This window comes from Chryseobacterium sp. JV558 (genome assembly GCF_033712365.1).
In the GTDB taxonomy this organism is placed as follows: Bacteria; Bacteroidota; Bacteroidia; order Flavobacteriales; family Weeksellaceae; genus Chryseobacterium.
In genome coordinates this window covers 231,368-251,852 of the sequence record NZ_WJHU01000002.1, presented here as the reverse complement: position 1 = coordinate 251,852, position 20,485 = coordinate 231,368, and the positions used below count along the sequence as shown (strand labels likewise).

General features: G+C 36.7%; 20 protein-coding genes. 14 read left to right on the top strand and 6 right to left on the bottom strand.

All coding sequences use genetic code 11. The annotated features are described in order from the left end of the window. Positions 1-1,293: an MFS transporter gene (locus tag GFU89_RS06915; protein WP_318846442.1), complete on the top strand. Its 1,293-nt coding sequence runs from the start codon at positions 1-3 to the stop codon at positions 1,291-1,293. 58 nt (positions 1,294-1,351) lie between these two features. On the opposite strand, the gene GFU89_RS06910 is transcribed toward GFU89_RS06915, so the two are convergent. Continuing rightward, a complete protein-coding gene (locus GFU89_RS06910; protein WP_184557555.1) occupies positions 1,352-1,564 on the bottom strand; it encodes a hypothetical protein in 213 nt (70 codons plus the stop codon). A gap of 220 nt (positions 1,565-1,784) precedes the next feature. Between GFU89_RS06910 and GFU89_RS06905 the strand changes: the two genes are divergently transcribed. The 6 genes from GFU89_RS06905 (at position 1,785) to GFU89_RS06880 (ending at position 7,011) form a co-directional block, all read left to right on the top strand. Beyond that, positions 1,785-2,459: a DUF4919 domain-containing protein gene (locus GFU89_RS06905; RefSeq protein WP_318846441.1), complete on the top strand. Its 675-nt coding sequence runs from the start codon at positions 1,785-1,787 to the stop codon at positions 2,457-2,459. A 202-nt stretch (positions 2,460-2,661) separates the two neighbouring features. Next, positions 2,662-3,513 (top strand): alpha/beta hydrolase, encoded by an 852-nt coding sequence (locus GFU89_RS06900; RefSeq protein ID WP_318846440.1) that lies wholly within the window; start codon positions 2,662-2,664, stop codon positions 3,511-3,513. Beyond that, on the top strand, positions 3,513-3,983 hold the full coding sequence (locus GFU89_RS06895) for a sigma-70 family RNA polymerase sigma factor (RefSeq protein ID WP_318846439.1): 471 nt from the start codon (positions 3,513-3,515) through the stop codon (positions 3,981-3,983). Before GFU89_RS06900 ends, GFU89_RS06895 begins: the two co-directional genes overlap by 1 nt. Further along, a complete protein-coding gene (locus GFU89_RS06890; RefSeq protein WP_318846438.1) occupies positions 3,973-4,566 on the top strand; it encodes a hypothetical protein in 594 nt (197 codons plus the stop codon). Before GFU89_RS06895 ends, GFU89_RS06890 begins: the two co-directional genes overlap by 11 nt. Continuing rightward, entirely contained in the window at positions 4,563-5,177 is a 615-nt protein-coding gene (locus GFU89_RS06885) for a class I SAM-dependent methyltransferase (protein WP_318846437.1), read from the top strand. Before GFU89_RS06890 ends, GFU89_RS06885 begins: the two co-directional genes overlap by 4 nt. Positions 5,178-5,235: 58 nt before the next feature. Next, positions 5,236-7,011, top strand: coding sequence for a M43 family zinc metalloprotease (locus GFU89_RS06880; RefSeq protein WP_318846436.1), 1,776 nt, complete (start codon positions 5,236-5,238; stop codon positions 7,009-7,011). Between the two features lie 182 nt (positions 7,012-7,193). Here the strand turns inward: GFU89_RS06880 and GFU89_RS06875 are convergent, their stop codons facing one another. Together GFU89_RS06875 and truA are read right to left on the bottom strand one after the other, a co-directional pair. Then, the gene (locus GFU89_RS06875; RefSeq protein WP_318846435.1) at positions 7,194-8,951 is read right to left on the bottom strand and encodes an ABC transporter ATP-binding protein; all 1,758 of its coding nucleotides are present in this window, start codon (positions 8,949-8,951) and stop codon (positions 7,194-7,196) included. 371 nt (positions 8,952-9,322) lie between these two features. Next, positions 9,323-10,054 (bottom strand): tRNA pseudouridine(38-40) synthase TruA, encoded by a 732-nt coding sequence (gene truA / locus GFU89_RS06870; RefSeq protein ID WP_318846434.1) that lies wholly within the window; start codon positions 10,052-10,054, stop codon positions 9,323-9,325. A gap of 109 nt (positions 10,055-10,163) precedes the next feature. Here truA and lpxK point away from each other — a divergent pair, with 109 nt between their 5' ends. The 6 genes from lpxK (at position 10,164) to GFU89_RS06840 (ending at position 15,889) form a co-directional block, all read left to right on the top strand. Then, complete coding sequence (lpxK, locus tag GFU89_RS06865; protein ID WP_318846433.1) at positions 10,164-11,189, top strand: tetraacyldisaccharide 4'-kinase; 1,026 nt, start codon at positions 10,164-10,166, stop codon at positions 11,187-11,189. After that, positions 11,173-11,988: a purine-nucleoside phosphorylase gene (locus tag GFU89_RS06860; protein WP_318846432.1), complete on the top strand. Its 816-nt coding sequence runs from the start codon at positions 11,173-11,175 to the stop codon at positions 11,986-11,988. The genes lpxK and GFU89_RS06860 overlap by 17 nt, the downstream gene beginning before the upstream one ends. Positions 11,989-12,199: 211 nt before the next feature. After that, positions 12,200-12,715, top strand: a complete 516-nt coding sequence (locus tag GFU89_RS06855) for a TlpA family protein disulfide reductase (RefSeq protein ID WP_318846431.1) — start codon at positions 12,200-12,202, stop codon at positions 12,713-12,715. Between the two features lie 60 nt (positions 12,716-12,775). Continuing rightward, positions 12,776-13,231, top strand: coding sequence for a GNAT family N-acetyltransferase (locus GFU89_RS06850; RefSeq protein WP_318846430.1), 456 nt, complete (start codon positions 12,776-12,778; stop codon positions 13,229-13,231). 43 nt (positions 13,232-13,274) lie between these two features. After that, positions 13,275-14,372, top strand: a complete 1,098-nt coding sequence (dinB, locus tag GFU89_RS06845) for a DNA polymerase IV (protein ID WP_318846429.1) — start codon at positions 13,275-13,277, stop codon at positions 14,370-14,372. Positions 14,373-14,416: 44 nt separating this feature from the next. Continuing rightward, positions 14,417-15,889, top strand: a complete 1,473-nt coding sequence (locus GFU89_RS06840; RefSeq protein WP_318846428.1) for an alpha-amylase — start codon at positions 14,417-14,419, stop codon at positions 15,887-15,889. Between the two features lie 466 nt (positions 15,890-16,355). Here GFU89_RS06840 and GFU89_RS06835 read toward each other — a convergent pair whose 3' ends face one another. Then, complete coding sequence (locus GFU89_RS06835) at positions 16,356-17,696, bottom strand: carboxylesterase family protein (protein ID WP_318846427.1); 1,341 nt, start codon at positions 17,694-17,696, stop codon at positions 16,356-16,358. A gap of 108 nt (positions 17,697-17,804) precedes the next feature. Beyond that, positions 17,805-18,707 (bottom strand): helix-turn-helix transcriptional regulator, encoded by a 903-nt coding sequence (locus GFU89_RS06830; protein WP_318846426.1) that lies wholly within the window; start codon positions 18,705-18,707, stop codon positions 17,805-17,807. Positions 18,708-18,900: 193 nt separating this feature from the next. Here GFU89_RS06830 and GFU89_RS06825 point away from each other — a divergent pair, with 193 nt between their 5' ends. Further along, complete coding sequence (locus GFU89_RS06825) at positions 18,901-19,953, top strand: NAD(P)-dependent alcohol dehydrogenase (protein WP_318846425.1); 1,053 nt, start codon at positions 18,901-18,903, stop codon at positions 19,951-19,953. A 53-nt stretch (positions 19,954-20,006) separates the two neighbouring features. Here the strand turns inward: GFU89_RS06825 and GFU89_RS06820 are convergent, their stop codons facing one another. Continuing rightward, positions 20,007-20,435, bottom strand: coding sequence for a helix-turn-helix domain-containing protein (locus tag GFU89_RS06820; RefSeq protein ID WP_318846424.1), 429 nt, complete (start codon positions 20,433-20,435; stop codon positions 20,007-20,009). Positions 20,436-20,485 lie beyond the last annotated feature (50 nt).

The window sequence follows — 20,485 nt, the reverse complement described above, 5'->3', positions numbered from 1 at the left end:
ATGAATTCACCCACTATCACTACTGGTCAAAGAATCAAAGCCATCATAGGCGGATCTATAGGAAATCTTGTAGAATGGTATGACTGGTATGCTTACGCAGCTTTTGCCATTTATTTTTCAAATTCCTTTTTTCCGGATTCTGACCTGAATGCACAGCTGATGAATACGGCAGGAATATTTGCAGTAGGCTTTCTGATGCGCCCCATTGGAGGCTGGATATTCGGAAGTATTGCCGACAAGATTGGAAGAAAAAAAGCTATGACACTTTCTGTATTACTCATGTCATTCGGATCCTTGCTGATTGCCCTTACTCCTACTTATAAAACCATTGGAATCCTGGCTCCTGCCTTATTACTGATCGCCAGATTATTGCAGGGGTTGAGTGTAGGAGGTGAATACGGCGTTTCCGCGACTTACCTCAGCGAAATGGCATCGGAAGATAAAAGAGGATTTTACTCGAGCTTTCAGTATGTAACTCTGATCGGAGGTCAGCTGATTGCTTTAGGAATACAACTGATCTTACAGAAACTACTTTTAACAGAGACTCAGCTTGAAGAATGGGGTTGGAGAATTCCTTTTGTTATTGGAGCATTACTTTCTGTTATCGCTTTATATTTAAGAGCCAATCTTCACGAAACCGAAGCATTTGAGAATAAAAAAGAACTTAGTGAAAAGAAAAAAGGAACGGTAACGGAACTTCTCAAGCATCCTAAAGCTTTGCTGACGGTAATCGGATTGACATTAGGAGGAACACTTGCGTTCTACACTTATACCACGTATATGCAAAAATTCCTGGTGAATACCGTTCATTTGACTAAAGAGCAATCTACCCTTATTTCATTTATTTCGTTATTTATATTTGCCTGTCTGCAGCCTGTTTTCGGAGCATTATCAGACAAAATTGGAAGAAGACCGCTTCTTTTGGGCTTTGGAATTTTAGGAACACTATTCACCGTGCCCCTTCTCACCGCTTTAAGTACAACTACTTCAATGTGGACTGCCTTTTTCCTGATTATGGCATCTCTGATCATTGTCAGCGGATATACCTCCATCAATGCTGTTGTAAAAGCGGAACTTTTCCCTTCAGAGATCAGGGCGCTGGGTGTAGGACTCCCGTATGCACTTACAGTAGCTATTTTCGGAGGAACTGCAGAATATATTGCCCTGTGGTTTAAACAGACAGGAGCAGAAAGTTATTTCTACTGGTACATTACGGGATGTATTTTATTTTCCCTGATCGTTTATGCCGGAATGAAAGACACAAAGGAAACTTCTACACTCGATAAAGACTAATATTATACAGCTTTAAAAAACATGCGCCGCAGAGGATCTGCGGCGCATGTTCTATTTTTTAATGATAGGCTTGTTTAAATTTTTCAATCATACTGTCCAGATTATGACGCTGAACATATATACTTTTTACCTCTTCATACCTCGGCGATTTATAGAAAACCTCGTGGAAATCCATACTTCCGTTTCCTACTTTTACAACTTTCTGTACTTCGATATTCAACTTTCTCAATTCGTCTTTGAAGACTTTAAATTCATCTTGGATACTATTCATTAATATTTTAAGTTTTTTTAGTTAAAAATGTTATTTACCCCTTTGAATGTCAGGGGTAATCTCTCAAATTCCGAATAAAGTTAGTAAATTTATCGACACAAAATAACACTTTGACAACATTTTATTGCTTTTTTTGCAAACAGTACGTAAACTTCCATCTTATTGATACATATTCCGTATTTTTAAGTTGTCAAAAAATCACAACAACGTTATACAAACCATGAATATTAAAGCATTTTTCTCTTTATTCTTTTTAATACTGCTTACTTTTTTGCATGCACAAAAAATAGAATTTAAGGCACCTGATTATTCTTTAATTCAAAAAAATATTGAGGATAAAAGCTCAGAATTGTATTATCCGAAGCTTTTAAAGAGATTAAAACAGAACGATACGCTTCTTACGAAAAGCCAATACCGTCATCTTTACTTCGGTTATACCTTTCAAAAAGACTATCAGCCCTATAAAACCGGAAAGAAAGCCGAAGAAGTAGCTAAATATTATCGCGGCGAAGGTATTTCACAAAAAGATCTGTCCAAAGGGATTCAACTATTTTTGGATGCTTTGGACGAAAACCCACTGGATCTGCGTGCTATGAATTATCTTGCTTATTTGTATCATTTAAATAATGATGATGCCACTGCTGAAAAAATTGCCGGAAATTTCCACGGATTATTAAACGCCATTCTTACTTCCGGTGATGGACTGAAATGCGAGACAGGGTTTCATATCATATCCGTTACTGATGAATATGTACTTTTGAACAGATTCCAAATGGAAACCAAAGCCCAAAGCCACAATGGAAAATGTGACTATCAGGAATTTGAAAAAGGTAAATATAAAATCCCTGGATTTTATTTTGATATCAGTAGGTTTTACGGAAGAATATTAGATTAATCTTTTCAATATTGTATTCAAAAATTCACTTAAGTTTATTATTTAACGATAAATTACTAAAATATTTTCATATAATTTTTCCCTAATGATAAGGGTTTCGGAGTAGGAAGGAATATTTTTTCTCAAAAAAATTAAAATCTAGTGTAACATTTTTTTAAGGTTCGTCTCTAAAAGACAAATAAACCTTAAAACTTTAGAAATCATGAAAAAATTTACATTCCTTCTTATCATCATGTTATTTTTCGCGGCAGTATGTAATGTATTCGGTCAGGAAGCAGCATATCCGTTTGAAGTAAAGAAAACCGGAAAAGGAAATCAGTCTTTATTATTTATTCCTGGGTTCGCCTCTTCCGGAGATGTATGGAACGAAACAACTGCAAAATTTGAAAAAAACTTTACTTGTTATACTTTAACAATGGCTGGATTTGCCGGAACAAAACCGCAGGCAGATGCCAGCTTTAAAGATTGGGAAAGAGGAATTGCCGCTTATATAAAGAATAATAAAATTGACAAACCTATTATCATCGGACACAGCATGGGAGGAGGTCTTGCTCTGGCCATTGCAGCAGACTATCCTGAGCTGGTAGGGAAAATCGTCATCGTAGACACTCTGCCTTGTCTGGCTGCAATATCTGATCCTGATTTCACCTCTAAGGAAAATAATGACTGCACTTCTATCATTGAAAAATTAACAGCTATGAGTGAAGAACAGTTCCGAAAAATGCAGACACAGACTATGCCGCGCCTCCTGGCAGATACTTCTATGCAGGAAACTGTGATCAACTGGAGCATGAAATCTGACCGAAAAACATTCGCTAAAATGTACTGTGATTTTTCCAACACCGATCTGAGAGAGAAAATAAAAAATATACAGTGTCCTTCTCTTATTCTTTTGGAATCCTTTTTTGCTAATCTGAAACCAACGATTGAAGGTCAATACAAAAATTTGAAAAATGCCAATATGCAGTATGCTTCAAAAGGATTACATTTCATTATGTATGATGATAAAGATTGGTACTTTAATCAGTTGAATAACTTCTTATCTTCGAAATAATGGTTTTTGAGGAGATATACGAACTCTACTGGCAAAGGATATTCCGTCTGTGCATGGGATATGTGAATAATCCTGACCTCGCTCAGGATCTGGCCCAGGAAACATTTATCATTGTATGGCAGCAACTTCCGAAATTCAGAAATGAATCCAGCATAGGAACATGGATTTTCAGAATAGCCTCCAATAACTGCCTCCGACAGATTGAAAAGGAAAAGAAATTTGCCAAGGCAGATTTACCTGTTAATCTGGAAGAGAAAAAACAGGAATCTATGGAACCTCAGATACAAATGCTGTATCAGTTTATTTCGGAGCTGCCGGAAACAGACAGAATTATTATTTCATTGGAGCTGGAAGAGGTAAAACAGGCTGAGATAGCTCATATCGTAGGGCTTTCGGAATCCAACATACGGGTAAAGATTCACAGGATAAAGGAAAAATTAACACAAAAGTTTAAAGAAAATGGATACTAATATCAATTTCAAAAATATATGGAAGCAGCAGACTTCCAACAAACCTAATCTGGAAGAGCTTCTTGGTAAGCTGAAAAAATTCAGAAATCAAAATCTGCGTAAACTGATCGCTGCCAATATTGGATTAATCACCACGTCATTATTAATTATTTATATCTGGTATCGTTTCCAGCCCCAGATGATTACTACAAAAATCGGGATTGTACTTGTCATTCTGGCCATGGTTATGTTCCTTTTTGCTTATAATAAAATGTTTATGGTGTTTTACAAAATTGATCAGACACAATCTAACAATGAGTATCTCCAGAGTTTATATGTGGTAAAGAGTAAGCAGAAATTGATGCAGACCACCATACTCAACTTATATTTTATTATGCTGTCTCTTGGAATATGTTTTTATATGTATGAATACACTTCAATAATGACACTTGGTTCGGGTATTCTGGCCTATGCAGTAACATTAGGGTGGATTGCTTTCAATTGGTTTTATTTAAGACCTAAAACAATAAAGAAACAACAGGGGAAACTTGATGAATTAATTAATAAATTTGAAGAGATAAACAATCAATTAAAAGAATCATGAGTTCTTCAGACAACAAAAACCACTGGGAAAACGTATACGAAACCAAAAGTCCTGACCAGGTAAGCTGGACCCAGAAAAAACCTCAGACATCGCTTGATTTTATCAGGTCTTCCGGATTGGGAAAGGATGCCAGAATCATTGACATCGGCGGTGGAGACAGCAACCTTGTTGATTTTCTTCTTGAAGAAGGCTATGAAAATATTACAGTACTTGATATTTCTGCCAACGCTTTGGAAAAAGCACGGGAAAGACTGGGAGAGATTGCCAATAAAGTAAAATGGATCGCTACAGACATTACCGCTTTCGAACCTACCGAAACTTACGATATATGGCATGACAGAGCTGCTTTTCATTTCCTCACAACTCCAGAACAGGTTTCAAAGTATATTACCATTGCAGAAAATAGTGTGAATAACTTTCTGATCCTCGGAACTTTCTCTAAAAATGGACCTACGAAATGCAGCGGACTGGATATTCAGCAATATGACGAAGAATCATTATCCGAAAAATTTGAAGGAAGTTTTGAAAAAATAAAATGCATTACTGAAGATCATATCACTCCTTTTGAGACCGTTCAGAATTTTGTTTTCTGTAGTTTTCAAAAACGTTAATTCATTGTATGTATTTTTTATTTATTTTTAGATTTCAAACCATTAAATAAAAAATACTATGAAAAAACTACTATTTCTGCTTATTTCAGGAGCATTCTGCTCAAATATTTATTCACAAAGTTTGGAATTCCAGGAATGCGGAACCGATGAATTGATGAAAAAACATTATGAAAGGTATCCGGAAGAGAAAGCTCAGGATGATGCTTTCAACCTGAAATTATCCAATATGATCAAAAATGGGAAGCTTGCTTCTAAGCTCAACAATCAGGTGTATGAAATTCCTATTGTTGTACATGTTGTAGGAGACGGAAGTGCTATAGGAACCACCAATAATAAGTCTGATGCTGATATCATCGCATGGGTGAACTATACCAACGGTGTTTTCGCTGGAAGCTCCACCAGCGGAATGTCTGGAACAAGTTCTATCCTTCCTGTCAAATTTGTTTTCGCAATCAAGGATCCCAACTGTAATACAACCAATGGCATCAACAGAATCAATGCTTCTACTCTTCCTAAATATGTAAGCGGAGGAGTCAATAATGACAATACTACCAATGCGGTGACCGCCTCTGAAATTACTGCAATGGGGATGTGGGATACCTCAAAATATTACAATATCTATGTCGTTAAAAAATTAACATCCAACTCCGGAGGATTGAATGGTTTTGCCTATTATCCGGGAGGAAGCAAGGATTATGCTTTTATGGCTACAAGTGCTTCTGCTGTCAATGCACAGACTTTAGCTCATGAGTTCGGGCATGCTCTGGGCCTCAGACATACCCACCAGGGATATAATGAAACTACAGGAGACTGCCCTACCAACAATGACTGTACTTTGGAGGGAGATCTTGTTTGTGATACAGAACCCATGAAAAGCCTTTACCACTCTTCCGTTCCTCATAGCTGCCAGACAGGACAGATAAATCCTTGTACCAGCCAGCTGTATAATGGAGGTGAAAGAAATGTGATGGCGTACACTTACTGCTTCAGAAATTTATTTACACAAGGGCAGACTGACAGAGCAACGGCGCAGCTTTTACAATACAGACAGTTATTGATCAACTCACCGGTAGCTTCTATAACTAATAACAGTGCTGTATTGACCAATGCCTGTACCCCCGCTTCAATTACAAATCCAGGAAATTACAATGTGGGAATTACTTCTGTAAAATTCGGGAGTATTAGCAATTACTCCAGCAATTTCAAACAGGCGGCTAATAATTTCTATGAAAACTTTACAGGAACTTACTGTTTTGGAATATCAAAAACTACAATTCCTCAAAATACAGCGACAACACTTACTGTAGCACCGGGAACCAACAATCCCCACATTATTAAAGCTTATATTGATTATAATAATGACGGTCAGTTTAATGAATCTACAGAACTTGTTCTTAACCAAACTGGCGTAAGCAGCGGTTCATTCGCTACGGCTCAGGTAACTCCTCCTGCCAGTGCAGTTACCAATACTCCTTTAAGAATGAGAGTGATTGGAGAGTTCAACGGCACTGCAGTAACAGCCTGTTATACTCCAAAATATGGGCAAGTGGAAGATTATTCTGTGATCATCGAAACCAAAACTTTATTAGCTCTAGAAAACACTGGATCAAAAAATTCATCTATCATTTTTAAAGATGAAAACTCTGTATCAGTAAGAAGTAATGTAAAAATCTCTTCATTGCATATTTATGATGTTTCAGGAAGATTGCTCATGAGAAAGACAGATCTTAAATCTTCAGAATTCAAATATCCTGTTGATCAGAAGAATATAGTTATCACCGTAACAGCAGTACTGGAAAACGGAAAAATAATCACTAAGAAATTAAAATTCTAAAAATTTATTTATAAAAGCAGTCTAAACTTTACAAAACCACAAGCTTGATTCTAAAAAACTTAAGTGTTTAAAACCTTTGTACCTTTTGTGGTTAAAATAATTAATGTAAAAGATTAGACAGCTTCATAAAAAAAGAGAGTCGCAGTGACTCTCTTTTTTGTTATCATTATTTCTTATAGATTTTATGATTCTTTTTCTTCCTCCATTTCTACCTCATGGCGCAGCTGGGCTTTGTAAAGAGTAGAATAATATCCGTTCTTATCCAAAAGCTCAAGGTGCTTACCTTCTTCCACAATTTTACCGTGCTCCATCACAATGATCTTATCTGCTTTTTCAATAGTAGAAAGCCTGTGGGCAATAATAATAGAGGTTCTGTTTTTCGTAATTTTTTCAGTAGCTCTCTGGATCAGTTTTTCACTTTCGTGGTCAATAGAAGACGTTGCTTCATCCAGGATTAAAATTTTTGGATCTGATAAATAGGCTCTCAGGAAAGACAGCAATTGTCTCTGACCTAAAGAGATTGACGAACCTCTCTCACTTACTACATAATCATATCCGCCAGGTAGCTGCTGGATAAACTCGTCTACTTCAATTTCTCTGGCACCTGCTTTTATCTTATCCAAAGTTATACTGTCATCACCGAAAGCAAGGTTTTCAAAAATACTTCCATGGAAAAGGAAAACATCCTGCAAAACGACTCCAATGTGGCTTCTCAGATTATAAAGCTCATAATCTTTTAAATCCACATCATCAATCAGAATATTTCCGGAATTGATATCATACAATCTTGTGATCAAACTGATAATAGTAGATTTTCCAGCACCTGTGGCACCCACTATTGCTACTGTTTCTCCAGGATTTACTTTAAAATCAATTCCTTTCAGAACTTCCTGCTTTTCATCGTAGGCAAAATGCACTTTCTTGAATTCAATTTTACCGGCAAAGTGGTCTTTCTTCACCGTTCCGTTATTAGGCATCGAAATCTCTTCATCCATTAATCCCAATACCCTTTCTGCACCTACAATTCCTCGCTGAATATTGTTGAAACGGTCAGCAATCTGCCTCAAAGGACGAATCAACATTGAAATATACTGGATAAATGCAATCACCACCCCGGCACTGATGGTAATATACCCTCCATAGAAAAGGATAAATCCTATGAATAAAGAGGAAATAAGTTCCACTACTGGAAAGAACAGTGAGAAAATAAATACAGTTCTCAGCAATGCACTTTTCAGGGTAATATTGATATCATCAAATTTCTTAAACTCAGATTCCTGTCTGTTGAATACCTGAATAATAGACATTCCCGCCAGTCTTTCCTGAACAAAAGAGTTTTGATTTGCCGTCCAGTTTCTCTCGTCTCCAAAAGCTTTCTTCAGTCTTTTCTGAAAGAATCTTGTAATAACGACCATCAAAGGTAAAATGGCCAGCGTAATGTAACTCAGGTGAACATTGGTGCTGAACATCATAATCAATACAAACACAATTCTGAGAATATCCCCAAAAACCATCAGAAAACCATCCGTATATACGGTAGCAATTGTTTCTACATCTCCTACCGCACGCGTTACCAGCTGCCCGATAGGGGTTTTATCAAAAAATGAAGTCTTGAAATAAATCAGTTTAGCATATAAACGCTCCCTGATATCCCTGATCACATTCTGCGAGATAAAATTGGAAAAATAAACTAAGAAAAAGTTTAAAATCGTTTCAGCAAACACCAGCCCTACAAGGATATAGATATGTTTCATCATCAAAGCCTTATCATGAAGCTTTGTAATATCATTATCCACCACCTGCATAGTAAGATATGGCCTGTAAGTAGAAACAATGGAAAGGAAAATAGAAATTATAAGAGTAAGGATAAACCATGAACGGAACTTCATTCCGATAAAGAACAGCCTTTTTATAATCTCCCAGGTATCTTGTTTTTTCATTGTACGAATCGAAAGAAAGAATTAAAATAAAAATTCTATGCAAAAATAAGACTTTATAATCGGACTGCCTTTACAACTTTTGCAAATCGTCATAGAAAATTTCAGATACCTATGATTTACAGAATGAATAGTTTTAATCTGCGGACAAACTGATTGTTTGATCTTTAAGCTCTATTTTATCACTCATAAAACATGAAAAATAAATTTGCAATCAGTAAAACAACCTTGTTTTAAACCTCCCGACATCTCCGGAGCTTCAAAACAATAGTGAAACACACTTTCCGAGGTCTCGGAAGACTTGTTTTATGTATGTTTTAATCAAACGAGTTTCTGACTGTCACAATGAATTGGCAACAGTATATTTTTTAGTATTAAAATTCATACCCCACATCCACCAGATACAGCCCATGCCCTGGCGCTGAAGTTCCGGCAGCATTTCGGTTTTTATCTTCAATCACTGTACGAAGATCTTCCGGTTTCAGTTTTCCGGTTCCTATTTCTACCATTGTTCCTACAATGGCGCGAACCATATTTCTCAAAAAACGATTGGCTGAAACGGTGAATTTCAATTCCGTTCCGTTTTGTTCCCATTCTGCTTTATACATTTTGCAGATATTGGTTTTGTTGTCGGTTTTTAATTTGGCAAAACTGGTAAAATCTTCATATTCAAAAAGAATTTCGCAGGCTTCGTTCATTTTATCAATATCAAGGTTCCTTTTCCAGTGCTGCCAGGCAGATTCCTGGGTGAACGGATTTTTTTCCAGCGAGATATAATATTCATAGGTTCTGTACGTCGCATCAAAACGGGCATGAAAATCATCCTTTACCTGAAAAATCCTTTTAATGGAAATATCAGGTGGAAGAAAGCCGTTCAGCCTGCGTGGAAGCTGATCGTTCACTTCTTTTTCCGTATCAAAATGAGCAAATATCTTTTTGGCGTGAACTCCTGTATCGGTTCTTCCCGCTCCTGTAGTTTTAATCTCTTCCCTTAAAATTGTGGAAAGTGCTTTTTCCAGTTCTTCCTGTACAGAAATAGCATCCGGCTGTATCTGGTAGCCGAAATAATTCTTTCCGTTGTAAGAAAATTCTATAAAGTATCTCAATGTAATCTAATAACTCCACAAAAATACTTTAATTTAACGAAATATTTATTGAAAAGTCTTCGAGAATATTATACCAAATGCTTATGAAAATTCCTATTTTTGCAATCGTATGAAAAGATGGTACCTTTATCCTTTTTCCCTCGGTTATCATTTGGCAACGGGTATCCGGAACACAATGTATGATCTGGGAATTTTTAAGTCAACAAAATTCAAAACTCCGATAATCAATGTCGGAAACCTTTCTGTGGGCGGCAGCGGAAAGTCACCCATGGTGATGTATCTTGCCCAATATCTATCCAAACATTACAGAACAGGAGTACTTTCACGAGGTTATGGAAGGCTTACAAAAGGCTATGAAGTAACCAATTATGAAAGCAACTACAAAATGGTGGGCGATGAAGCGATGCAGCTTTTTGAACGTTTCAAAAACCGATTTGTCATTGCCGTTTCAGAAGAACGTGTGCCCGGCGCTAAAAAAGTAATTGAAGATATGGACCTTCAGGTTCTGGTACTGGATGATGCCTTGCAGCACAGAGCTATTAAGGCGGGATTCAACATTCTGATGACTGATTTTAATGATCCTTTTTTTAAAGATTATATACTTCCTGCCGGAGATCTGAGAGAATCAAGAGCAGGATATAAAAGAGCGGATATCATTATGGTCAGCAAATGTCCTGACGAACTTACTGAGGAAACAAAAAGGTATTATATCTCAAGAATAAGACCTTCTTACGGGCAGAAAGTTTTCTTTTCATCCATCGGTTATGACGAAAATGTATACGGAAAAGAGAAAATGCTTCCGGATAACAACCTGAATTATTATGATATTTTACTGATCACCGGAATTGCCAATCCTAAACCGCTTCTGGAACATCTGGCAAAATTCTCAAAAAGGGTGAAACATTTAAAGTTCAGAGATCATCATAATTTCACGGATGATGATATTAAAAAAATCCTTGCCGAGTATAAAAAATTAGGAGAATATAAACTGATATTAACCACAGAGAAAGATTACGTTCGTCTGAAAACTTTTGACTATCTTAGAGATATTGTTTACTACTGGCCTATCAATGTATTGATTGATAAGAAAGAAGAATTCAATCAAATCATCTTAGATTATGTTAGAAAAAATTAAAGAGACTGCTGATTTTATTAAAAATATTATTCAGGAAACTCCTGATTTTGCAGTTGTTTTAGGATCCGGATTGGGGAAATTACAAAATGAAGTAGAACCGATCCACGTTTTAGAGTACAAAGACATTCCCCATTTTCCACAAACTACCGTTGCCGGACATACCGGAAAGCTTGTGTATGGAATATTGGAAGGGAAAAAAGTTCTGATGATGAGCGGCCGTTTTCATTATTACGAAGGGCACTCTATGGAAACTGTAACTTTCCCTGTGAGGGTTTTTCATGTATTGGGCATTCAAAATCTTATTCTTTCCAATGCGTGCGGCGGCGTAAATCCTGCTTACAGCGTTGCAGATATTGTTATTCTGAAAGACCATATCAACATGATGCCTGAGCATCCGCTCCGTGGAAAAAATATAGATGAGCTTGGACCGCGTTTTGTGGACATGAGCGAACCTTACAACAAAAAAATGATTGCCACAGCAGAACAGGCTGCAGCAGATCATCATATCAAGATCCATCAGGGAGTTTACGTTGCCTTGCAAGGACCAACCTTTGAAACTCCAGCTGAATATGGTATGATAAAAGCCATTGGCGGAGATATGGTAGGCATGAGTACCGTTCCGGAAGTTATTGTTGCCAGACATATGGGAATGGATGCATTCTGTATTTCGGTCATCACAGACCTTGGCGGACCGGATATTGCTTTGGCCGTTTCTCACGAAGAAGTTTTAAATGCAGCCAATAAAGCAATGCCCAATGTAATTGCCGTTGTGAAAGGTTTGATTAAAAACTATCAGTAAAAATATTTAACAACTAATATAACTGAAGACGTCATATTCCTCTCCCACGGAAAGATGGCGAAAAATTCAAAGAATTTTTGAAAGAATAGTTTACACATTCCCCCTCATACCCTATAGAAACCATCAATATTATAAATTTTTACTAATTCAACAGAAATCAATCTCAGATTGCAATTCATTGTTTAGATTTGTACAAATGAAATTGTATAAAATGAGAAAGTTGATATTAATTTTAATGATAGGTATTTTTGGAATAAGTTATTCACAAAAAGTTCCTGCCGTTCTTAAAACAGGGTTTTCAAAAGAAGCTTTACAGCAGAAACTGGAAGATGAAGATGGAAAAACCATTAGCATCCAGCAGATTCTTGATCAGCATAAAGGAAAAGTTTTAGTCATTGATTTTTGGGCAGGATGGTGTAGAGATTGCTTAAATGCTCTTCCAAAAGCTAAGGAATTAGAAGAAAATAATAAGAATATTGATTTTGTATTTCTATCATTAGACCGTTCAAAAGAAGGGTTTGAAAAAAGCCTTGATAGATTTGACATGAAAGACAAAGAAAATTATTGGTTCGCATCAGGATGGAAAAATGATTTCAATAATTATGTAGATCTTAACTGGATCCCAAGATATATGGTGATCGATCAGAAATCTTCTATTGCAAAATATTACGCGATATCTCCTGAAGATCCTGAACTTCAACAAACTATCAACAATCTTTTAAAATAATTTTAATCACAAAAAATACTGAAACTTTACTCTATTGAAAGTTTCAGTTATCTTAATACCATGATCACAAGAGAAGCTACAGAAAAGGACCTGGAAATTCTTTTAGAGTTTGAACAGGGAGTCGTTGCTGCAGAAAGACCTTTCAACAGCACACTTATTGAAGGAGAAATTCATTATTATGATTTAAACAGCCTTATGCAGTCTCCAGACGCTACTGTAATTGTTGCCGAAGAAAATAATGAGGTTATTGCATCGGGGTATGCCCTGATTAAAAAATCAGAAAAATATTATAATCAGTTTGAAAGCTATGCTTATCTGGGTTTTATGTACGTAAAACCGGAACACAGAGGAAAAGGAATCAATAAAGTGATTACCGATGAACTGATTGCCTGGTCAAAATCAAGAGGCATTGATGAAGTAAGGCTGGAAGTATATGCTCAAAATGAATCTGCTATAAAAGCTTATGAAAAGGCCGATTTTGAGCCTCATATTCTCATGATGAGATTGAAATCCTAACGAGAATAATTTACCATAAATAAAGGAATCCATATCTTTGCATATGGATTTTTCTTTGCCACTTCGTAAAATTATTCATGTTGACATGGACGCATTCTATGCTTCTGTGGAGCAGCATGATAATCCTACATTGAAGGGCAAACCTATTGCAGTTGGAGGGCAGCATCGTGGTGTAGTGGCTGCGGCAAGCTATGAAGCCAGAAAATATGGTGTACGCTCTGCAATGCCCAGCAAAACCGCAAAAGAAAAATGTCCGCATCTTATTTTTGTTCCTCCCCGATTTGCCAGATATAAAGAAATCTCAAAAAAGATCCGGGAAATTTTCTATGAATATACCGATCTGGTAGAACCCCTTTCTCTGGATGAAGCCTATCTGGATGTCACTGAAAATAAAAAAGGAATGGAATCTGCCAACCTGATCGCCAAAGAAATCCGTCAGAAAATTTTTGAACAGACAGGATTGACTGCTTCTGCAGGAATTTCAGTTAATAAATTTTTGGCTAAAGTAGCTTCCGATATCAACAAACCGAATGGCCAGAAAACCATTCACCCTGATAAAATGGAACACTTTCTGGAAGAATTGCCTGTAGAAAAGTTTTATGGAGTTGGAAAAGTTACTGCTAACAAAATGTTTAGCTTGGGAATTTATAAAGGAAAAGATTTAAAGAAAAAATCTCTTGAAGATCTGGTAAGGCTTTTCGGGAAGTCCGGAAACCATTATTACAATGTGGTGCGCGGCATTCATACTTCTGAAGTAAAACCTCATCGGATCCAGAAAAGTGTAGCCGTAGAAAGAACTTTTTTTGAGGATCTTCTGGATGAGCAGCAGATCAATGAAAAACTGGAAAGTCTCGGACAGGAACTTCATCAGAGATTACAGAAAAATAGTATTCTCGGAAGAACTTTAACGTTAAAAATAAAATACAAAGATTTTTCCCTTTTCACAAGAAGTATAACGAGAGAAGATTATTTCTCGTCACCGGAACAGTACTTTAATACGGGAAGAAAACTCTGGGAACTCCGCCCTTTCGATAAGGCTGTACGTCTTCTGGGGCTGTCTCTCTCCCACCTCAATACGGAAGAAAAAAAACAGGTTTCCGTTCAACTAAAAATCCCGTTTGAAGAATTTGAAAATGAGTAGATCATATATTTTCGCTAACTTGTATCTACCAAATCAACAAATTTATGAACCCAACCATGATTCAGTTTTTCCACTGGTATTCTGAAGGAGACGGAAAGTTGTGGAAAGAAGCCGAAAAACAGGCCAGATATTTAGCTAAACTGGGGATTACTTCTGTATGGTTTCCTCCTGCCTACAAAGGGACAAATGGCGGTTACTCTACCGGATATGACGCTTATGATCTCTATGACCTTGGAGAATTTGACCAAAAGGGAACTATTCCTACCAAATACGGTACAAAGAATGATTATACAAAAGCCATTAAAGCCCTAAAGAAACAAAATATACAAGTGATTGTAGATATTGTGCTTGGACATAAAGCCGGAGGTGACGAACTGGAAAAATTCAAAGTGGTGAAAGTAGATGAGGAAAACAGAGACAAAGTTATTTCTGATATCATTGAAATTGAGTCCTATACCAAATTCACCTTTCCCGGAAGAGAAAAAAAATATTCTGATTTTGAATGGAACTTCACCTGTTTCAGCGGCGTAGATTATGCCGAAGGTATGGAATCCCACATTTATAAAATACAATCTGAATACGGGGATGACTGGGAAGAAATGATTCATGATGAAAAAGGAAATTATGACTATCTGATGTATAATGACATTGAACACCGCAATCCTTTTGTACGGGAAGAGCTTAACCACTGGGCTAAGTGGTATTTTGACCAAGTAGATTTTGATGGAGTTAGGCTGGATGCTTTAAAGCATATTTCGTTCGATTTTTATAAAGAATGGCTTACTATGCTTCGTTCCAATTCGGAAAAAAATATTTTTGCTGTAGGTGAATACTGGGCTCCCGGATATCTTCATCTGCTTCAGAAGTATATTGAAGTGACGGAAGGTTGCATGAGTCTTTTTGACAGTTCTCTTCAAAATAATTTTCATAATGCTTCGAAAGAAGGAAGTTCTTATGATCTCAGGAGAATTTTTGATGAAACTCTTACTCAGGCAGATCCTATGCATTCGGTAAGTTTGGTGGCCAATCATGATACTCAGCCGCTTCAGGATCTTGAGGCTCCTGTAGAGTCCTGGTTCAAACCTCTTGCTTATGCTTTGATCTTATTGAGAAAAAATGGCTATCCATGTGTTTTTTATCCTGATTTATATGGCGCCCATTATGTGGATAAGGATCGGGGAGGCCATGATCAGGAAATATTTATGCCAAAAGTAGATGGAATAGAAGAGTTATTAAAAGCTCGAAAAGAGCATGCTTATGGTGATCAGCAGGATTATTTTGAGGATGCCAACTGCCTTGGATGGGTTCGTACAGGAGATGATGAACATTCAGGATGTGCTGTAGTACTAAGCAATAAAGATGCTTATAACAAGCCTTTGGAAATGGGACAGCTTTACGCTGGAAAAAAATTCAAAGACCTGCTGAAACGATTTAAAGAGAAAGTAACCATTGATGAAAACGGATGGGGAAATTTCCCTGTTCCGGCAGGAAATGTAAGTGTTTGGGTCCCCGAATAAGAGCCTTGTCAAGGTTTAAAACCTTGACAAGGCTTTCTTTCATTAGAAAATTAGCAATAAATGTATCTGCAATTCCAAATATCTATAGCCCATTCACAGCATTGCCCATCTTCGTTGGAAGTGCAGCATACTTTACCCCAATTTAAATCTCCAGCTTTTAAACTTTTTAATTCCTGACGATTCAGTTTTCTTACTTTGAAATCTTTTTTTTGTTTCATAATTATTATTTTTATGGTTTAGTAATTAAATATACATTAAAAACCACAATTATGAACAAATATTTACTACCAAATACTCAATTTAACACACATAATTCATAGTGAAATTTGAAATAAATAGTAAATATACATAAACCACCCCGTCAAAAATTCTTTGAATTTTCGACACCCCTCCACAGAAAGGGAATATTTGCGTCTCCAATTGAGATATTTGTTAGAATTAGGAATTTTATAAGCCTGATGTATGGTTACATCTTTCGGAGCTCCAGGATCTCCGGTCTTTCTGAGGTATCAATTATTTTTCCGGTACGGGCAAATTCAGCCCAGAGAGCCCTAAGTTTTTTACCATTCTCATGAATACGACTCCAGGGAATATCTTTCAGCATTTCGGAAGATTTCCAGGCTGATTCATTCCCAAAGATCAAAGGAAGATCAATGCAGTGCGATGCTCCGATATGATTGTCTTTCAATTTTGAATGAATTCTGAAGAGGTAGACGTTCCCTTCGGCATCAGCCAGATTTTGTGCAAATTGCCTTGCCGGATTTCCGTAGATAAATTCTGTAGTTTTTTCAACGGTTTTATCTATGATTTTCAAGCCCAATTCTTTTCCGAAATATTTATTTAAAGCTTCAGAAGTTTTAAGATAAAATGCAGTTTCATCGTTATTTAAACCAATCAGCACATCGTATTTCTGCGCATTCTTTTTCCACATTTCTACCGAGTCTTCTTCTTTACATAAAGGAAAATATCCGTATTGAGTTCCAAAAGGCATCGCAGCTTTCAGACCGTATTTCATGATGGATGGTAAAAATTTTCCGTATTCATCCATCATTTTTAAAACATTGGTTTCATCTTTCAATACTTCTGTTTTTTTTAGAAATTCTGCAGACATTTTCTGTCTTTTATGGCGTAATCCCAAAGGCGCGCTCTGGATAATCAAACGCTGAAATAAGCCTTCTATACCTTCTGATATCATTAAATGAGCAATAGCATCACCGCCTGAAGACTGCCCGAGAAGAGTGATATTTTTTTCATCTCCTCCCAGATCTCCAATATTGATTTTTATCCACTTCAAGGCTTCAATGATATCCAGCAACCCAAGATTGGCAGGTCTCTTTTCATCGCCACCTAAAAAACCAAAGAGTCCCAATCGATATGAGACAGCAACGACAATGACATGTTGTTCTTTCACCCATTCCGAGGGATCTGCAGTGGCAAGATCACCACAGCCTATTTCATGAGAACCTCCGTGAATCCAGACAACAACAGGGAGTTTTTCATTTTCAGATATAATTTCAGGGCGGGTGATGGATAGATATTGTGTAGCTTCATCAACTTCAAAACTTTCGACAGGTGTTGCTCCTATCATTTTTTCCACAAGTGGACTTAAAGCCTGCGGGCAAACCGGAGTTCTTTCCGGAGGAATAATCATTAAAGATAAGGAAGCTTCTACAGCAACAGGTTTTTTAAACCTTTCAGAATGGGCATAACGAATACTTCGGACTCTTATAATCCCTTCTTCTTTTAATGCTGCAATTCTCCCGAAACGAGTTTCTAAAGTAGTAATGTTCTGCTGATTTGGTGTCATCGTTAAAACTGTGAAAACTTTTCTCTTTAAATTTAATTAAACACAAATTTCACGAATACAAGCACAAATATTCACTACTAATTATAGTGTTATTCGTGTTGAAAAATCTTAGTTCAGGATTTTGTATTCACTTGGAGAAATACCTACTTTCGTTTTGAAGAGTCTTGTAAAATGCTGTGGATATTTGAATCCTAAATCATAGGAAATCTCACTGATTGTTTTTGCCTGATCAAGAATTTGTTCTTTAGCAATATCAATAAGTTTGTTATGGATAAATTCCTGTGCAGAAATCCCCAGTTCTTTTTTAATCAAATCCCCGAAATAATTAGCAGACAAATTCAGTTTTTCTGCAAAGTAGTTGACCATCGGAAAACCAATATTCTTAGGATTTTCAGATTTTAAATAATTGTCTACGAGATTTTCAAATTTACCAATAACTCCCTGGTTGATGTGATCTCTTGTAATAAACTGGCGGTCATAAAAACGCATACAGTAATTCAGGAAAAGTTCAATATTATTGACAATTAAAGATTTACTGTGTTTATCAATAGCCTGTTCAAGCTCAAGTTTTATATTTTTAAAACAATCCAGCACCACTTCTCTTTCTTTTTCTGAGAGATGGAGTGCTTCATGCACATCGTAAGAGAAGAATGAATAGTCTTTCATGTTCTTTCCTAAGTTGGTCCCTTTTATCAGGTCGGGATGGAAAATTAATGCAGAACCTGCAGGCTGAATATATTTATCTTTGTTATAAATTCCATAGGTCTGACCGGGAGCAATAAAAACCAATGTTCCTTCCTGATAATCATAGCTGTGTTTTCCATATTGCATATCTCCGCACATTACATCTTTCAGAAAAACGGTATAAAATCCAAATGTTCTTTTATGCTGGCAGATAGGATCAGATTTGGAAAAATCAATGATACTCACCAGCGGATGCAGGGTTTCATGATTGGCCATTTTATTATATTCCGAGACCGTATTATAGATTTCAACCTCCTGATTTTCCATGAAGTATATTTTTATTTCTATTCAAAATTACCACTTTCTTATGTAACTGAAATGATGTCTGTAAAATTGGTAAGTAATTCGGTAATCTGTATAAGTCCGGTTTACTAAAAAGTTTCGACTTTTGTATCGTTATGGAAACTGTTAATACACCCATATGATAATTTATAAAACCTAAATAAACTAAATATAAAAAATGAGTACAATCACAGTAAAAGCTTATGGTGCAGAGTCTACCACAGCAGACCTGAAAGAAATGAATATTGAAAGAAGAGACGTAACCTCAAAGGATGTAGAGATTGAAATCCTATATTGCGGGGTATGCCACTCTGACCTTCACACGGCAAGAAATGACTGGGGAGGATCTTTGTATCCTGTAGTTCCGGGGCATGAAATTGTCGGGAGAATTACCAAAGTAGGAAGCGAAGTTTCTAAATTTAAAGTAGGTGATCTTGCAGGGGTTGGATGTATCGTAGATTCTTGCGGACATTGCGATAGCTGCCAGCATGATCTGGAACAGTATTGTTTAAATGGCTTCACAGGAACTTATAATGGAAAGGATAAGCATTTGGGAGGTCACACTTTTGGGGGATATTCTCAAAAAGTAGTTGTGGATTCTCACCACGTTTTAAAAGTACCTGAAAATCTTGATCTTGCAGCAGTAGCACCACTTCTTTGTGCAGGTATTACAACATGGTCTCCTCTAAAACACTGGAATGTAGGTCCTGGCTCTAAAGTAGCCGTTGTAGGATTGGGTGGTTTAGGCCACATGGCGATTAAATTGGCAAAAGGATTGGGAGCTGAAGTTACTTTATTCTCAAGAACTCCCGGAAAAACGGATGATGCAAAACAACTGGGTGCTGATCATGTTGTTATCTCTACGGATGAAGCACAAATGGCGTCTGTAAAAGGAAAATTCGATGTAATTATTGATACGGTTCCTTATGTACATGATGTAAATCCATATGTGGCTACTTTAAATATCAATGGAACTCATGTTCTTGTAGGATATCTGGGAGGTTTGGAACCTATCCTTAATACTGTTCCGATGATTATGGGAAGAAAATCTGTAGCGGGTTCAGTAATTGGAGGTATTGCAGAAACTCAGGAATTATTAGATTTCTGTGGAGAACATAATATTGTTTCAGAAATTGAAATGATCAAAATGCAGGATATCAACGAAGCTTATGACAGAATGTTGAAAAGTGACGTAAGATACCGTTTTGTCATTGATATGCAGTCTTTATAATTCTTCTGGAGAATATTAACGAAAACAGGCGCTTCGGATTGAAGCGCCTGTTTTTATTTTTTAAGATTTTGGCTAAATGTATTCTGAGCCTGATTCACGATATATTGGTTTCCTTCAGCACATTTATTATCATTTCTTTCCATATCCTGAAAAGCCCATGCTGCCATGGCATCAATAACGGGAGCAAGCTCATTGCCTGCTTCACTTAATTTATAGGTCACATGAGGCGGCACTACAGGTTTTGCCGTTCTAATAATCAACCCATCTATTTCCAGCTGTTTCAGATGCTGAATGAGCATTTTTTCCGTTACGGCAGGAATTGCTTTTTTCAATTCGCTGTATCTTTTTTCTCCTGTAGAAAGATTAAAAAGGATAATGGGTTTCCAGAATCCTCCAATTCTTTCCATAACATACATTACGGGACAATCCTGTAGCGTCTTTCTGTTTTCCTGAATGGTTGAACTTTCTTTGATTGCTGTCATATCTACATACTTTAGGGTAAGTACTTGTATAAAAGTAAGTACAAATATAA

Coding starts and splice junctions, on each gene's coding strand:
- GFU89_RS06915 (WP_318846442.1), top strand. CDS start 1: ATGAATTCACCCACTATCACTACTGGTCAAAGAATCAAAGCCATCATA.
- GFU89_RS06910 (WP_184557555.1), bottom strand. CDS start 1,564: ATGAATAGTATCCAAGATGAATTTAAAGTCTTCAAAGACGAATTGAGA.
- GFU89_RS06905 (WP_318846441.1), top strand. CDS start 1,785: ATGAATATTAAAGCATTTTTCTCTTTATTCTTTTTAATACTGCTTACT.
- GFU89_RS06900 (WP_318846440.1), top strand. CDS start 2,662: ATGAAAAAATTTACATTCCTTCTTATCATCATGTTATTTTTCGCGGCA.
- GFU89_RS06895 (WP_318846439.1), top strand. CDS start 3,513: ATGGTTTTTGAGGAGATATACGAACTCTACTGGCAAAGGATATTCCGT.
- GFU89_RS06890 (WP_318846438.1), top strand. CDS start 3,973: ATGGATACTAATATCAATTTCAAAAATATATGGAAGCAGCAGACTTCC.
- GFU89_RS06885 (WP_318846437.1), top strand. CDS start 4,563: ATGAGTTCTTCAGACAACAAAAACCACTGGGAAAACGTATACGAAACC.
- GFU89_RS06880 (WP_318846436.1), top strand. CDS start 5,236: ATGAAAAAACTACTATTTCTGCTTATTTCAGGAGCATTCTGCTCAAAT.
- GFU89_RS06875 (WP_318846435.1), bottom strand. CDS start 8,951: ATGAAAAAACAAGATACCTGGGAGATTATAAAAAGGCTGTTCTTTATC.
- lpxK (WP_318846433.1), top strand. CDS start 10,164: ATGAAAAGATGGTACCTTTATCCTTTTTCCCTCGGTTATCATTTGGCA.
- GFU89_RS06860 (WP_318846432.1), top strand. CDS start 11,173: ATGTTAGAAAAAATTAAAGAGACTGCTGATTTTATTAAAAATATTATT.
- GFU89_RS06855 (WP_318846431.1), top strand. CDS start 12,200: ATGAGAAAGTTGATATTAATTTTAATGATAGGTATTTTTGGAATAAGT.
- GFU89_RS06850 (WP_318846430.1), top strand. CDS start 12,776: ATGATCACAAGAGAAGCTACAGAAAAGGACCTGGAAATTCTTTTAGAG.
- dinB (WP_318846429.1), top strand. CDS start 13,275: ATGGATTTTTCTTTGCCACTTCGTAAAATTATTCATGTTGACATGGAC.
- GFU89_RS06840 (WP_318846428.1), top strand. CDS start 14,417: ATGAACCCAACCATGATTCAGTTTTTCCACTGGTATTCTGAAGGAGAC.
- GFU89_RS06835 (WP_318846427.1), bottom strand. CDS start 17,696: ATGACACCAAATCAGCAGAACATTACTACTTTAGAAACTCGTTTCGGG.
- GFU89_RS06830 (WP_318846426.1), bottom strand. CDS start 18,707: ATGGAAAATCAGGAGGTTGAAATCTATAATACGGTCTCGGAATATAAT.
- GFU89_RS06825 (WP_318846425.1), top strand. CDS start 18,901: ATGAGTACAATCACAGTAAAAGCTTATGGTGCAGAGTCTACCACAGCA.
- GFU89_RS06820 (WP_318846424.1), bottom strand. CDS start 20,435: ATGACAGCAATCAAAGAAAGTTCAACCATTCAGGAAAACAGAAAGACG.